We start from the raw sequence: 14,825 nt of genomic DNA, 5'->3' as shown, positions 1-14,825 counted from the left end.
TTCTAGTGCCCGTTTCATCCCCGCGCAAGGGGTTCGCGAAAAGAATTTCAGCGATGCTTGAAAACCGGTTTCCGCTTCTCAACAAACGCGGCCATTCCTTCCTTCTGATCCTCGGTAGCAAAGAGCGAATGAAACAAGCGACGCTCGAAATGAACCCCTTCTGCCAACGTCGATTCATATGCACGATTAACAGACTCCTTCGCCATCATCACTGCCGGCAACGAGAAGCTCGCGATGGTCGATGCTGCCTCCATCGCCTCGTCCAACAGGCTTGCAGCCGGGACAACACGGGACACCAATCCTGCGCGCTCCGCCTCGTCGGCGTTCATCATGCGCGCGGTCAAACACATGTCCATTGCCTTCGCCTTCGACACCGCACGCGGCAAGCGTTGCGTGCCGCCAGCACCAGGAATAACTCCAAGCTTGATTTCCGGCTGACCGAACTTGGCGGTATCAGCGGCGATGATGATGTCGCACATCATGGCCAACTCGCAGCCGCCGCCAAGCGCGAAGCCGGACACAGCTGCAATGACGGGCTTGCGAATGGTGCGCACGGTCTCCCAGTTGCGCGTGATGTAATCGCCCTTGAACGTGTCCATATAGGAGTAGCCGGCCATCATGCCGATGTCCGCCCCCGCCGCGAACGCCTTTTCGCTACCGGTCAGCACGATCGCGCCGATGTTCTCGTCAGCATCGAATTGCTTCAATGCGATGCCGAGTTCGTCCATCAGCGCATCGTTTAGTGCATTAAGCGCCTTCGGCCGGTTCAGCGTGATCAAGCCGACTCGCCCGCGGACTTCAGTCAATAGATTCTCGTAAGCCATTCATTCCTCCTATGTGAACTCGCGCGAAAACGCTTCGCGCACACGTCTCGAAAATGCTAACATTCGCAAACCAACCGGTCGGTCAATTAATTGATCAAGCGTCTATCATCGTCACTCATTCCTTGCCGCCATGACACATCCGCTATTTACGAAGCACGAAGCGACGCTTAATCAAGCGCTTGCCGCCATTGCAACACGTGGCTACTGGAGCCCGTTTCCCGAAATGCCAAGTCCTAAAGTGTACGGTGAAACCGCTAGCTCGGACGGCGAGGCGGCTTTCAAAGCGCACCTGAACCGGACGTTCGATCTCGACCAGCCAACCACCGGTGAGACGGTCGGTAATGAGCGCTCGCCCTTTGGACTCGCGCTCGGAATTCGTTATCCGAAAGCGGACGTCGACGCACTGCTGGCGGCATCTGCCGCGGCGCAAAGTCAGTGGCGCGCCGCCGGGCCCGACGCGTGGGCAGGTGTAAGCCTCGAAATCCTGACGCGGCTGAACAAGGCAAGCTTCGAGATCGGCTATAGCGTCATGCACACGACCGGACAGGCCTTCATGATGGCCTTTCAGGCAGGCGGTCCGCACGCGCAGGATCGCGCGCTTGAAGCAGTGGCCTACGCGTGGGACCAGATTCGCCACATTCCCGCCGACGCTTATTGGGAAAAGCCCCAGGGCAAGAATTCACCGCTCGCGATGCACAAACGCTACACCGTCGTGCCGCGCGGCACAGGTCTTGTGCTCGGCTGCTGCACGTTTCCCACCTGGAACGGCTATCCCGGCATGTTCGCCGATCTGGCCACGGGTAACACGGTCATCGTCAAGCCGCATCCTGGCGCCATCCTGCCGCTGGCTATTACGGTCCGCATCGCTCGCGACGTTCTGCGCGAAGCCGGATTCGACCCGAACGTGGTTACGCTGCTCGCGACCGAAGCGAACGATGGTCCGCTCGTTCAGGACCTCGCTCTGCGCCCCGAGATCAAGCTGATCGACTTCACCGGCAGCACGCAGAACGGCACCTGGCTCGAACGCAATGCGCACCAGGCCCAGGTCTATACCGAAAAGGCAGGTGTGAATCAGATCGTGATCGATTCCGTCGATAGCCTCAAAGCCGTCGCCAGCAACATTGCGTTCTCGCTGGCGCTGTACTCCGGCCAAATGTGCACGGCGCCGCAAAACATCTACGTCCCACGCGACGGCATCCGTACCAGCGACGGCCAGATGAGTTTCGACGATGTCGCGAAAACACTGGCGGCTGCCGTCGAAAAGATTATTGGCGATCCGGCTCGCGCGGTCGAATTGACCGGCGCCATTCAGAATGACGGTGTGATGGCGCGCATTGCCGACGCCCGGCAACTGGGTGAAGTGCTTGCGGACAGTCAATCGCTGGCTCACCCTGCTTTCCCCGATGCCCACGTGCGCTCTCCCCTCATGTTGAAACTGGACGTTCGCACCGACGCCGCAAAATTCACGCAAGAGTGGTTCGGCCCGATCTCGTTTGTCATTGCTACCGATTCGACTGCGCAGTCTCTCGATCTGGCGGGATCGATTGCCGCGGAACACGGTGCGCTCACGTTCTCCGTGTACAGCACCGACGACGCGGTTGTTGACGCTGCTTATGACGCAGCCATTCGCGGCGGTGTCGCGCTCTCGATCAACCTGACCGGTGGCGTTTTCGTCAACCAGACAGCGGCGTACTCGGACTTCCACGGCACCGGCGCCAATCCTGCGGCGAACTCGGCGTTGTCCGACGCGGCGTACGTAGCGAACCGCTTCCGCGTTGTTCAAAGCAGAGTGCATGTTGCACCGAAGACCGCGCCGCCAACAGCTAGCCAAACGGCATAGGTGCCCGGCCTGCAACACCGCGTGCAGACATAGGCCGTTCGGCCGAATGGAAAGCGGCTGTGGGCACGGCTAGTATCGAAGGCATGCGTATTTGCACAACGTAGCGAGCAAGGAGACACCATGTCCGACAACGGCAATTCAATCGTCATCAGTATCGACGCCGGCACGCACGTCGCCACGCTGACGCTGAATCGTCCAGACAAGCTCAACAGTTTCACGCGGACGATGCATGAAGAATTGAGCAAGGCGCTCGATCAGGTCGAAGGAAGCGACGCCCGCGCGTTGATCATCACGGGCGCCGGCCGCGGTTTTTGCGCTGGCCAGGATCTCGCCGATCTCGATTTCACGCCGGGAGCGATGACTAATCTGGGCGCGCTGATTGACGGGTACTTCAACCCGCTCGTGCGCCGCCTGCAGGCTCTGCCGCTGCCCGTGATTGCCGCCGTCAACGGCACAGCGGCCGGTGCGGGGGCTAATCTCGCGATGGCGTGCGATCTGATTGTCGCGGCGCGTTCAGCGAGTTTCGTTCAGGCCTTTGTGAGGATCGGTTTAGTACCTGATTCTGGTGGCACATGGCTGTTGCCACGGCGAGTCGGCGAAGCACGGGCGCTGGGCCTTGCGTTGACCGGTGACAAGCTGGGCGCCGAGCAAGCCGAAGCGTGGGGACTGGTCTGGAAGGTCGTCGACGACGCGGAACTACAGAGCGCGGCAATGACGCTTGCCACGCAACTCGCGCAGCAGCCCGCGAAGGCCGTCGCCGCGATCAAGCATGCCATTCGGGCGAGCGCGAACAACACGCTTGATCAGCAACTCGATCTGGAACGCGACGTTCAACGCGAATTGGGTGACTCGCACGACTATGCCGAGGGTGTCGCCGCCTTCAAGGAAAAACGTGCGCCGCGATTCGATGGCCTCTGAGATTCGACCAAGAAATTCCAGGAGAACCCAGCAATGACGTCTGAAGAACTCGCCAACGCGACCGCGCAAGCCATGTACGAAGCGGACGCCTGCAGCCGTGCGCTTGGCATCGAACTCAGGGAGGTTCGGCCGGGGTACGCGCGCATGCAGATGAACGTCCGCGACGACTTTCTGAACGGTCACGGTATCTGCCATGGCGGACTCATTTTCACGCTGGCCGACTCAACGTTCGCGTTCGCCTGCAACTCGTACAACATCAATACGGTCGCGGCGGGCTGTTCGATCGAATTCCTACGTGCTGTCAAGGGCGGCGACCGCTTGTCGGCAGAAGCTGTCGAGCAATCGCTGACCGGGCGAACCGGCATCTACGACATCCGCGTGACGAACCGTGACGGCGAAACGGTCGCCATGTTCCGCGGCAAGTCGTCCCAGATAAAAGGGAATCTGGTTCCAGTGGAATCCTGACTGACCCACTCTTTAAAACACAGCGCCCGCACGAACATGATTCGGGCCATTGATAGACGATCGAGAAGGAGACATTCGATGAGCACCCCGCTTCCGCTGGACCCGATCGAAACGGCCAGCCGCGACGAACTGACGGCACTGCAACTCGAACGCCTCAAGTGGTCGCTCGCCCATGCATATGAAAACTCGCCGGTGTACCGCCGCAAGTTCGACGAAGCGGGCGTGCATCCGGATGACGTGAAAACCCTGGCCGACCTGGCCCGTTTCCCGTTCACGACAAAACAGGATCTCCGCGATAACTATCCGTACGGCATGTTCGCCGTTCCGCACGACCGGATTTCGCGAATTCACGCGTCCTCGGGGACGACGGGCAAGCCGACAGTAGTCGGCTACACGGCGAGGGACATCGACACCTGGGCCAATCTCGTCGCGCGTTCCATTCGTGCAGCGGGTGCACGCCGCGGCGACAAAGTGCACGTCAGCTACGGCTATGGTCTCTTCACCGGCGGCCTTGGTGCTCATTACGGCGCGGAGCGCGCAGGGTTGACCGTGATCCCGTTCGGCGGCGGCCAGACCGAAAAGCAAGTACAACTGATCCAGGATTTTCGTCCTGACATCATCATGGTGACGCCAAGCTACATGCTGTCGATCGCCGACGAACTCGAGCGGCAGGGCGTTCATCCCGCGGATTGCTCGCTGCGCATCGGCATCTTTGGCGCGGAGCCTTGGACCAACGACATGCGCGCGGCCATCGAAAAACGAATGGGTATCGACGCGGTCGATATATACGGACTATCGGAAGTAATGGGACCGGGTGTGGCGTCGGAGTGCGTCGAAACGAAGGACGGTCCGACGATCTGGGAAGATCATTTCTACCCCGAGATCGTCGATCCTGACACCGGCGAGGTTTTGCCCGACGGGGAACTGGGCGAACTCGTCTTCACTTCGCTAACCAAGGAGGCGCTGCCGATCGTCCGCTACCGGACCCGCGATCTCACGCGGCTTTTGCCTGGCAGCGCACGAACAATGCGCCGGATGGAAAAAATCACAGGTCGCTCGGACGACATGATGATCGTGCGCGGCGTGAATGTATTTCCCACGCAGATCGAAGAGCTGCTGCTCAAACAGCATGCACTCGCGCCGCATTACCAGATCGTGCTGACGAAAGAAGGTCCGCTCGATGTACTCACGCTGAACGTCGAACCCTGTCCTGAAACGGCGCCGGATACGGGCGTTCTCGATCAAGCCAAAGCGGCACTCGCTTACGACATCAAAGCGTTGATCGGGGTCAGTGCAGTTGTTCAGGTGCTGGGTGTGAACGGTATCGAGCGCTCGGTCGGGAAGGCCCGGCGGGTGATAGATCGGCGAAAGGTAGCGAGTTGATATAGCCCGCCGCTGTGCTCGCGGCAGCGGCAAAGTGCCAACTTTGCCGCAATAGCGCTATCCAGCTCATCAAGAAACATCCGCTCGAAGAAAACGGCCGATCCGAGCTCGCAACACCCTCCCAACCAGCCGCCTATGAATTCGGCAGCAGCAGCCACATCCGCCCGGCCTGCTTCATCCGGCCGGCGAGATCCCCGGCATCGTCGCCCAAACCCCAGAAATAGTCCGCGCGCACGCCGCCCTTGATCGCGCTGCCGGTGTCCTGGGCAAATACGAGCCGGTTCATCGGCGAATTACTCAACGGGCGAGTGGTCTGCAAGAAAACCGGCGTGCCGAGTGGAATGGAGGAAGGATCGACCGCAATCGAGCGCTCGGGTGTCAGCGGAACGCCCAGTGCGCCCACCGGCCCGGTCCCAACGCCCGCCGCCAGCGTTTCTGTCCCCGGCATCTCGCGGAAGAACACAAAGCGTGGATTCGCGTCGAGCAATGCGTCGACGCGCGAGGGATTCGCTTTCGCCCACGCCTTGATGCCTTGCATCGTGGCCTGTGCGGGCGTGAGTTCGCGTCGATCCAGCAGCTCACGCCCGATCGATTTGTACGGCTGGTTGTTGGTTCCGCCGAAACCAACGCGCATCGTGGTGCCGTCTTCCATCACCACGCGTCCCGAGCCTTGAACCTGCAGGAAAAACGCCTCGATCGGATCGTCGACCCACACCAGTTCGTTGCCGTTCAGCACGCCCGAATTTTCAAGCTGAGCGCGTGCCGGCAGCGAGGAACCGGCTTTGAACCGATACGGCCATCGATACAACGCGTACTGATACGGCCCGTGTCGGGTCCGCGAGCCCCGCAGCAGCGGCTCGTAGTAACCCGTCACGAGACCGTCGAGCGTGCCGTCGGTGTTGGCCAACTGGAATGGCGTGAAGTACGCCTCGAAGAATTCTCGGGCGGCGTTCATGTCGAGATCGTCGAGCTGTTGCGCCGCCGCGCACGCCCGGCGCCAGGCGGGCTGTTGCGCGAGACGGCTGCAATTCTGTCGCAGCGCGGCCGTCGCGCCGAGCAACGAATCGTCCTGCCAGCCCGGCACTTGCTGCCAGCTCACCGCAGTCAGGCGGTTAGCCGCACGCTCTCCGGTGATGATCGGTGCGCCGGTCGGCGGCGCCAGGTACCCGGACTTGCCCGCGCCCCCGCCGCACGAAGCGAGCAGGACAACTGCTGTAATCGACGCCGCCCAGCCCGCCAATCCGGCGAGCGAGCGGGTGGAACGCATACAATGTTCGTTCTTGATGAGAACCGCCATGTCAGATCTATTCGACGAATATCCAATGCTTATTTTTGCGCTCGAGTCTCTCGTGGCGCTGCTTCTGCTGATCTTTATCGTCGTGTGGACGGCTTCGGGCAAGAAAAACAAACGCTAGAAGAAGCACACGCGCCATAACGGCACGTGCTTTAGCGCTGGTTCAGTGCAGCGTACGCGGCATGTGCAGCGCAAATTCGGCAATGGGTGCATCAAAACGCTCGCCGTCTTCGGCCACGCAAAAATACGAGCCGCGCATCGTGCCAACGGGCGTCGCAATGACAGCCCAGCTCGTGTACTCGAATTTCTCGCCCGGCGGCAGCAACGGCTGGTTGCCCACCACGCCAAGTCCCTTTACTTCCTGAACCACGTCGTCGCTGTCGGTAATGATCCAGTGGCGCGAGATCAGTTGCGCCGCGATCTGGCCGGTATTGCGAATGGTCAGGGTGTACGCGAACGCGAACTGGCGGGCATCGGGATCCGATTGTTCAGGCAGATATTGCGTCTGGACAGATACGCTGAATTCATACTGGCTCATCGCTTTTCCAATTCAAAATGTGCTGCGCGGGTTCGAACCCTGTGCGAACGGAGGTCCAGCGCGGGTTCCGCGAATTTGCGTGAACGTCAGGTGACGCATTCTGCTTGATGCAGCCGGTGCCCGCAACAGAACGCGATGGATCACAAGGGCTTTGTCAAGCGCCCGGAACCGCCGCGCAAGACCGCAGGGCGGGACGTCGGCCATTCGGTCAGCGGTCAAGAACGTCGTCACACTGTAAAATGCATTTTCCGCTCGCAACCGGCCGACGTCATGACGCAATTTCGCCTGTCCCCCAGTATTTTGTCCGCCGACTTCGCCATTCTCGGCGAGGAGGTCCGCAATGTGGTCGCCGCCGGTGCGGACTGGATCCACTTTGACGTGATGGACAACCACTACGTGCCGAACCTGACAATCGGCCCCTTGGTCTGCGAGGCGCTGCGTCCGCATACGGACGTGCCTATCGATGTGCATCTGATGGTGCGCCCGGTCGACCGCATCGTGCCGGATTTTGCGAAAGCCGGCGCCAATGTGATCAGTTTTCATCCGGAAGGCTCGGATCACATCGATCGTACGCTTTCGCTGATTCGCGATCACGGCTGCAAGGCCGGTTTGGTCTTCAACCCGGCCACGTCGCTGAATCATCTCGATCACGTGATGGACAAGGTCGACCTGGTGCTGATCATGTCGGTGAATCCGGGCTTCGGCGGCCAGTCGTTCATTCCAGAAGCGCTCAACAAGCTGCGCGAGGCGCGTCGGCGTATCGATGAATACTGCGAGCGGACCGGTCGTGAGATTCATCTCGAAGTGGACGGCGGCGTCAAGATCGACAACATCCGGGAAATCGCGGAGGCCGGCGCAGACACGTTCGTGGCGGGATCGGCGATCTTCGGCAAGCACGATTACCGCGATGTGATCGCCCAAATGCGGGCCGAGCTGGCGAAAGTTAATACCGGGGAAGCACGATGAGCGAACTCACGGCAGAACTTCCGGCGTTCACGAACAAGACGCTGCGCGCGGCAATCATCGACCTGGACGGCACGATGATCGATACCGCAGACGATTTTGTGGCGGCCCTGAACGGCATGCTGGCGCGCATCGGCACGAAGGCGACTGAGCGCGACGAAGTGATCGGCTATATCGGCAAGGGGTCGGAGAATCTGATCCGCAGTGTGCTAGCCGTGCGTTTTTCAGCGCTGGAAGCAACCACGAAGTTCGATGACGCGCTCGCCATCTATCAGACCGAGTACGCGCGTATCAACGGACAGCGCGCCACCCTCTTTCCTGAGGTAACCGAAGGCTTGAAAGCGCTGCGGGATCTCGGTTTGCCGCTGGCGTGCGTGACGAACAAGCCACACCGCTTCGCCGTTGAGTTGCTGACGAAGTTCGGCTTGGCCCAATACTTCAAGGTCGTGCTCGGTGGCGACTCCGTCCCGCAAAAAAAACCCGATCCGGCGCCTATGCTGATCGCCTGCGAACGGCTCGACGTGCTGCCGCGCGAAGCGGTGGCGATCGGCGACTCGGAGAATGACGCGCTGGCGGGTCGCGCGGCAGGCATGGCGACCCTTACAGTGCCTTACGGTTACAACCATGGCAAACCCGTGCACCTGGTGAAATCCGATGGTATAGTTTCTTCCCTGCTGGCTGCCGCACAGGCAATAGCAGCAACCATGACCGCGCCCGATGCACCCGGCGCGACAACATCGACTGACTAGTTCAATCCTCATGTTTCTGAACAAAAAACGGAGTCTGAGCAGCATCGACCGGGGAGCCTGGCCCTGGCGTCGCTGGTCGCGCTAACCTCGCCTGAGGTCCGCCGAAGCTCGTCTTCGGCAACCGTTTTTTGTTTCGCTGCGCATTCCGCGCGCCGATCCCGCCGACTTGTTTTACCTTGGTTTTAGCTTGATGCCAGGCCTGATCCGCATCATTCGCTGCGCCCGAGTTTTAGCTTGAGGCTTCACCGTTCCCTCGAACGGCCACAGCCCCGATAATCGGAACAGCGCGTGAAGTCTCAGCCGATGCACAAACCAAAGCGGGTTTCGCGCCACGCGGTAAATTGCCCGCAGCGCCCAGTGTGTGCTCGATGTCGCCAAACTCAACAAGCGACACGTAAAGGATCAGAACATGACCGAACTCGAATTCCAATCGCTGGCGAATGAAGGTTTCAACCGCATTCCGCTGATCGCCGAGGCGCTCGCCGACCTCGAAACGCCTCTTTCGCTTTATCTCAAGCTCGCTCAAACCGAGCGCAATGGCGCCAACTCGTTTCTGCTGGAATCGGTAGTCGGCGGCGAGCGCTTCGGCCGTTACTCGTTCATCGGCTTGCCGGCCCGAACCATGATTCGCGTGCAGAACGGCGTGTCGGAAGTGCTGACCGACGGCCAAGTAATCGAAACGAGCGAAGCCGATCCGCTGGGGTTTATCGAAGAGTTTCAGAAACGCTTCAAGATTGCGCAACGCCCGGGATTGCCGCGTTTTTGCGGTGGTCTGGCCGGGTATTTCGGCTACGACGCCGTGCGTTATATCGAGAAGAAGCTTGCGCATACGGCCCCGCGCGACGATCTCGGCCTGCCCGATATCCAGTTGCTGCTGACCGAGGAAATGGCGGTTATCGACAATCTCGCTGGCAAGCTCTATTTGATTGTCTATGCCGATCCGACCGTGCCCGAAGCGTTCACGAAGGCCAAACAGCGTCTGCGCGAATTGCGTGCGCGTTTGCGCACGACCGTGCAGCCGCCGGTGACGTCGGCGAGCGTGCGTACCGAGACGTATCGCGAGTTTGCGAAGGACGATTATCTGAATGCGGTGCGCAAGGCGAAGGAGTACATCGCGGCGGGCGAATTGATGCAGGTTCAGGTCGGCCAGCGACTGGTCAAACCGTTCCGCGATAACCCGCTCTCGCTGTATCGCGCATTGCGCTCGCTGAATCCGTCGCCGTATATGTATTACTACAACTTCGGCGGCGAATTCCACGTGGTGGGCGCATCGCCGGAAATTCTGGTGCGGCAGGAAAAACGGGGCGAGGAACGCATCGTCACGATTCGTCCGCTCGCCGGTACCCGTCCACGCGGCAATACGCCGGAGCGCGACGCCGAACTCGCCACGGAATTGCTGAACGATCCGAAGGAAGTGGCCGAGCACGTCATGCTGATCGATCTGGCGCGTAACGACGTGGGCCGGATTGCACAGACGGGTTCTGTGGTCGTGACAGACAAGCTGGCGATCGAAAAGTACTCGCATGTCCAGCACATCGTGAGTTCGGTGGAGGGTAAGCTGAAACCCGGCACGACCAACTTCGACGTGCTGCGCGCCACCTTCCCCGCCGGCACGCTTTCGGGCGCACCGAAAGTGCGGGCGATGGAAATCATCGACGAGCTGGAGCCGGTGAAACGCGGTCTATACGGCGGCGCTTGCGGTTATCTGTCATTCACCGGCGAGATGGATCTCGCCATCGCTATTCGCACCGGTCTCATCCACAAGGGCAATTTGTATGTGCAGGCGGCGGCGGGTGTCGTCGCGGATTCGGTGCCCGAGTCGGAATGGCAGGAGACGGAGAACAAGGCGCGAGCAGTGCTGCGCGCCGCCGAGCAGGTGCAAGACGGCCTCGATAGCGACTTCTGATCCGGAGACAGACCATGCTGCTGATGATCGACAACTACGATTCGTTCACCTATAACCTGGTCCAGTATTTCGGCGAACTGGGCGAGGACGTGCGGACCTTCCGCAACGACGAAATTACCCTCGATGAAATCGCGAAGCTCAATCCCGAGCGGATCTGCCTCTCGCCCGGGCCGAGCAACCCGCAACATGCGGGCATCACGCTCGACGTGCTGCGCGAGTTCTCTGGAAAGATCCCTATTCTCGGCGTCTGCCTGGGCCATCAGGCTATCGGCGAGGCGTTCGGCGGACGCGTCGTGCGTGCGCAAACCATCATGCACGGCAAGGTGAGCACGATCGAAACCGATTGCCGCGGCGTGTTTTCCGATCTGCCGAAGCATTTCAGCGTGACGCGTTATCACTCGCTCGCCATCGAGCGCGAGTCGCTGCCGGATTGCCTGGAAATATCGGCGTGGACGCCCGACGGTGAAATCATGGGCGTGCGCCATAAGGAACTCGCGGTCGAGGGCGTGCAATTCCACCCGGAATCGATTCTGTCCGAGCATGGCCATGCGCTGCTCGAAAACTTCGTCAAGAGCCCGGCGCAAGGCATTCGCGCGTGAACCGAGATCCGATCATGACTATTACGGCCCAGGAAGCGCTGCAACGCACGATTGAGCATCGTGAGATTTTCCACGACGAAATGCTCCACCTGATGCGCATGATCATGCGCGGCGAGATGTCACCGGTGATGTCCGCCGCGATCATCACCGGTTTGCGCGTGAAGAAGGAAACCATCGGGGAAATCGCGGCCGCGGCGACCGTGATGCGCGAGTTCGCGAATCACGTGAGCGTGCCGGATAGCGCCAATCTCGTCGATATCGTGGGCACTGGCGGCGACGGCTCGCATACGTTCAACATCTCGACGGCCACCATGTTTGTCGCTGCGGCCGCTGGCGCGAAGGTCGCGAAGCACGGTAATCGCGGGGTATCGAGTAAATCGGGCAGCGCCGACGTGCTTGAAGCGCTGGGCGTGAATATCGATTTGAATCCGGAACAAGTGGCGCAATCCATTGCCGAAACGGGCATGGGTTTCATGTTCGCGCCGAACCACCATCCGGCCATGAAAAATATTGCGCCGGTGCGCCGCGAACTCGGCGTGCGGACGATTTTTAACATCCTCGGTCCGCTGACCAATCCGGCCGGCGCGCCAAACCAGTTGATGGGCGTGTTCCATGAAGACCTGGTCGGCATCCAGGTGCGTGTGATGCAGCGGCTCGGCGCACAGCACGTGCTGGTGGTGTACGGCAAGGACGGCATGGACGAGGTATCGCTGGGTGCGGCAACGGTGGTGGGCGAGCTGCGCAATGGCGAAGTTCGCGAGTATGAGATTCACCCCGAAGATTTCGGCTTGCAGATGGTGTCGAACCGGACGCTGAAAGTGGCCGACGCGCAGGAATCGAAGACCATGCTGCTCGGCGCGCTGAACAACAAGTCGTGCGTCGCGCGCGAAATCGTGACGCTCAACGCGGGCACGGCGCTGTATGCCGCGAACGTGGTGGAATCGATCGAGGCCGGCATGGCCGTTGCGAAAGAGGTGATTGCGAGCGGACAAGCGCGCGAAAAAGTCGATGAACTCGTGCGCTTCACGCAGCAATTCGTCAAATAAAGGGCCCAGGAAATGAGCGATATTCTCGACCGCATCATCACAGTCAAACGCGACGAAATTCGCGTCGCGAAGGAAAGCGTGTCGCTCGAGGAACTGCGTTTGCAGGCAAGCACACGCGACTCGCGCGACTTCGTCGGCGCATTGCGCGCGAAACACGCCGAGGGGAAGCCCGCGATCATCGCGGAAGTGAAGAAAGCGAGTCCGTCAAAGGGCGTAATACGCGAGAATTTCGTCCCCGCCGATATCGCGAAATCGTACGAGCGAGGTGGCGCCGCGTGTTTGTCGGTGCTCACCGACGTGCAGTTTTTCAAAGGCAGCGTCGCTTATCTGGAAGAAGCGCGGGCCGCCTGCAGCCTGCCGGTTCTGCGCAAGGATTTCATCGTCGATCCTTACCAGGTACTGGAAGCCCGCGCGATGGGCGCCGACTGCATTCTGCTGATCGCTGCTGTGCTCCAGCCTTCGCAAATGCGTGATCTGGAAGCGTTCGCGCACTCGCTCGGTCTGGCTGTGCTCGTAGAGGTTCACGATCGCGACGAACTCGAGCAAGCGCTTACCTTGAAGACACCACTGATGGGCATCAACAACCGCAACCTGCGCACGTTCGAGACGTCGATCGAAACGACTATCGGCATGCTGGACATGGTTCCCGAGGATCGTATCGTGGTGACGGAATCGGGCATTCTGAGCCGCGTGGATGTCGACCGGATGCGCGCGATGGACGTGCAGACTTTCCTGGTCGGCGAAGCGTTCATGCGCGCCGACGACCCCGGTACCGAACTTGCGCGAATGTTCTTCTGACGCTGTCGCACGGAGTTTATTTTGAGTATTGAACGCGAGATCAAACTGTCGTTGCCGAGGTCGGAACACGGCGAAATAGCGAGAATCCTGACGCAACGTACCGGTCAGGAAGGCCGCAAGATCCAACTCACCAACGTCTACTTCGACACCCCCGATCGCGCGCTCGCCAAGGCGAAAAGTGCGGTGCGTCTGCGTGGCACGCCGGATCAATGGCTGCAAACATATAAGACGGCGGGTGAATCCGAGGATGGTTTGCACAACCGCCACGAGTGGGAGATGCCCGTGGCCGGCGAGGCGCTGGAAATCGCCGCCCTGCTCGAAATCTGCGACGACGAAAATGCGGCCAGCGCGCTCAGCGACGCCGCGGCGGAATTGACCGCCGTGTTCCGCACCGATTTTTCGCGTGTGATCTGGGACATCGACATTGACGGTACGAAAATCGAAGCAGCGCTGGATCTGGGCGAAGTGACAGCTGACGTGGATGGCGAGCGCCGCACCACGCCGATCAGCGAACTCGAACTCGAACTGAAATCCGGCAATGAAGAGGCGCTGAACACGGTCGCTGCGCAAATGCGAGGTGCGTTTCTCTATCTCCAGCCCGAAGACGCCAGCAAGGCGCGCCGGGGTTACGACCTGTGCGATGCGAAAGTAGTCGGATCCAACGGTGGCGTGAAATGAGTCAGGCGTCACTGTTCGAAGCTGACGCCCCAAAATCCCGGCCGGCGTTCACCTCGCTGGAAAGCCAGTTCGACGCGTTGCCGGCGGACTGGCGCAAACACCTGAAGTCGTTCATCGACAGCCCGCATTACGCCACGTTGTGCGCATTCGTCGACGCCGAGCGCGCCGCCGGCAAGACCGTATATCCCGCCGATGTCTTCCGCGCATTGCGCCTCACCCGTCCCGGCGACGTGAAGATCGTGATCCTCGGACAAGACCCGTACCACGGCGAAGATCGCGGTGCGCCGCAGGCTCATGGTTTGGCGTTTTCAGTACCGGCACCCGTCCGGCCGCCGCCATCGCTGAAAAATATCTTCAAGGAAATCAACGCCAGCCTCGGTTTTACCGCGCCCGCTCACGGTTGTCTCGACGCGTGGGCGCAGCAAGGCGTGCTGCTGCTGAACACGTCGCTGACCGTGGAACGCGATAAAGCCGGCAGTCACGCCAAACGTGGCTGGGAGCATTGCACGGACACGTTGATTCACGAACTTGCCCTTCGGCACGAACATCTCGTGTTCATGCTTTGGGGCGCGCATGCGCAGGCGAAGCGGGGGTTGATTGCATCGGCGGTGGCGGCTGGAAAGGCACATTGCGTGCTGGAAGCGCCCCACCCCTCGCCGCTGTCGGCGCATCGCGGTTTTCTGGGCTGCGGACATTTTGTGGCGGCGAATACGTATCTCGAACAACACGGGCGACCCGCCATCGACTGGCGTTTGCCCGACGCGCCAGCTTGACGTCCTCGCGGCCCTAAAGGACCGGGATTCCTTCTGCAAGACGGCCACGTC

15 protein-coding genes are annotated in these 14,825 nt (G+C 60.5%); 12 read left to right on the top strand and 3 right to left on the bottom strand.

Annotated elements, in window-relative coordinates:
• Positions 1-47: 47 nt before the first annotated feature.
• A complete protein-coding gene (locus tag M0D69_RS41285; protein WP_301787562.1) occupies positions 48-824 on the bottom strand; it encodes an enoyl-CoA hydratase in 777 nt (258 codons plus the stop codon).
• A 130-nt stretch (positions 825-954) separates the two neighbouring features.
• Here M0D69_RS41285 and paaN point away from each other — a divergent pair, with 130 nt between their 5' ends.
• The 4 genes from paaN (at position 955) to paaK (ending at position 5,430) form a co-directional block, all read left to right on the top strand.
• Positions 955-2,664 carry a phenylacetic acid degradation protein PaaN gene (gene paaN / locus M0D69_RS41280; RefSeq protein ID WP_301787561.1) on the top strand — a complete coding sequence of 570 codons (1,710 nt, stop codon included), beginning with the start codon at positions 955-957 and terminating at the stop codon, positions 2,662-2,664.
• Positions 2,665-2,784: 120 nt separating this feature from the next.
• The gene (paaG, locus tag M0D69_RS41275) at positions 2,785-3,582 is read left to right on the top strand and encodes a 2-(1,2-epoxy-1,2-dihydrophenyl)acetyl-CoA isomerase PaaG (RefSeq protein ID WP_301787560.1); all 798 of its coding nucleotides are present in this window, start codon (positions 2,785-2,787) and stop codon (positions 3,580-3,582) included.
• A 33-nt stretch (positions 3,583-3,615) separates the two neighbouring features.
• Positions 3,616-4,047, top strand: a complete 432-nt coding sequence (gene paaI, locus M0D69_RS41270) for a hydroxyphenylacetyl-CoA thioesterase PaaI (RefSeq protein WP_301787559.1) — start codon at positions 3,616-3,618, stop codon at positions 4,045-4,047.
• A 78-nt stretch (positions 4,048-4,125) separates the two neighbouring features.
• Positions 4,126-5,430, top strand: coding sequence for a phenylacetate--CoA ligase PaaK (gene paaK / locus M0D69_RS41265; protein ID WP_301787558.1), 1,305 nt, complete (start codon positions 4,126-4,128; stop codon positions 5,428-5,430).
• 133 nt (positions 5,431-5,563) lie between these two features.
• On the opposite strand, the gene M0D69_RS41260 is transcribed toward paaK, so the two are convergent.
• The gene (locus tag M0D69_RS41260) at positions 5,564-6,727 is read right to left on the bottom strand and encodes a murein transglycosylase A (RefSeq protein WP_301787557.1); all 1,164 of its coding nucleotides are present in this window, start codon (positions 6,725-6,727) and stop codon (positions 5,564-5,566) included.
• Between the two features lie 160 nt (positions 6,728-6,887).
• The gene (gene apaG / locus M0D69_RS41255; RefSeq protein WP_301787556.1) at positions 6,888-7,262 is read right to left on the bottom strand and encodes a Co2+/Mg2+ efflux protein ApaG; all 375 of its coding nucleotides are present in this window, start codon (positions 7,260-7,262) and stop codon (positions 6,888-6,890) included.
• 270 nt (positions 7,263-7,532) lie between these two features.
• Between apaG and rpe the strand changes: the two genes are divergently transcribed.
• The 8 genes from rpe (at position 7,533) to M0D69_RS41215 (ending at position 14,774) form a co-directional block, all read left to right on the top strand.
• Positions 7,533-8,228, top strand: coding sequence for a ribulose-phosphate 3-epimerase (rpe, locus tag M0D69_RS41250; RefSeq protein WP_301787555.1), 696 nt, complete (start codon positions 7,533-7,535; stop codon positions 8,226-8,228).
• Entirely contained in the window at positions 8,225-8,974 is a 750-nt protein-coding gene (locus tag M0D69_RS41245) for a phosphoglycolate phosphatase (RefSeq protein WP_301787554.1), read from the top strand. The genes rpe and M0D69_RS41245 overlap by 4 nt, the downstream gene beginning before the upstream one ends.
• Before the next feature lie 409 nt (positions 8,975-9,383).
• Positions 9,384-10,880: an anthranilate synthase component I gene (gene trpE, locus M0D69_RS41240; protein ID WP_301787553.1), complete on the top strand. Its 1,497-nt coding sequence runs from the start codon at positions 9,384-9,386 to the stop codon at positions 10,878-10,880.
• A gap of 14 nt (positions 10,881-10,894) precedes the next feature.
• Positions 10,895-11,479, top strand: a complete 585-nt coding sequence (locus tag M0D69_RS41235) for an aminodeoxychorismate/anthranilate synthase component II (protein ID WP_031364568.1) — start codon at positions 10,895-10,897, stop codon at positions 11,477-11,479.
• A gap of 14 nt (positions 11,480-11,493) precedes the next feature.
• On the top strand, positions 11,494-12,525 hold the full coding sequence (gene trpD, locus M0D69_RS41230; RefSeq protein WP_301787552.1) for an anthranilate phosphoribosyltransferase: 1,032 nt from the start codon (positions 11,494-11,496) through the stop codon (positions 12,523-12,525).
• Between the two features lie 12 nt (positions 12,526-12,537).
• The gene (gene trpC, locus M0D69_RS41225) at positions 12,538-13,323 is read left to right on the top strand and encodes an indole-3-glycerol phosphate synthase TrpC (protein ID WP_301787551.1); all 786 of its coding nucleotides are present in this window, start codon (positions 12,538-12,540) and stop codon (positions 13,321-13,323) included.
• Between the two features lie 21 nt (positions 13,324-13,344).
• On the top strand, positions 13,345-14,001 hold the full coding sequence (locus tag M0D69_RS41220) for a CYTH domain-containing protein (protein WP_301787550.1): 657 nt from the start codon (positions 13,345-13,347) through the stop codon (positions 13,999-14,001).
• Entirely contained in the window at positions 13,998-14,774 is a 777-nt protein-coding gene (locus tag M0D69_RS41215) for a uracil-DNA glycosylase (protein WP_301787549.1), read from the top strand. The genes M0D69_RS41220 and M0D69_RS41215 overlap by 4 nt, the downstream gene beginning before the upstream one ends.
• Positions 14,775-14,825: the final 51 nt, after the last annotated feature.

Origin of the sequence: Caballeronia sp. SEWSISQ10-4 2 (genome assembly GCF_030464885.1) — a bacterium.
GTDB lineage: Bacteria > Pseudomonadota > Gammaproteobacteria > Burkholderiales > Burkholderiaceae > Caballeronia.
Note: the sequence above shows the minus strand (reverse complement) of the source record. Positions and strands in the feature narration are given on the sequence as shown.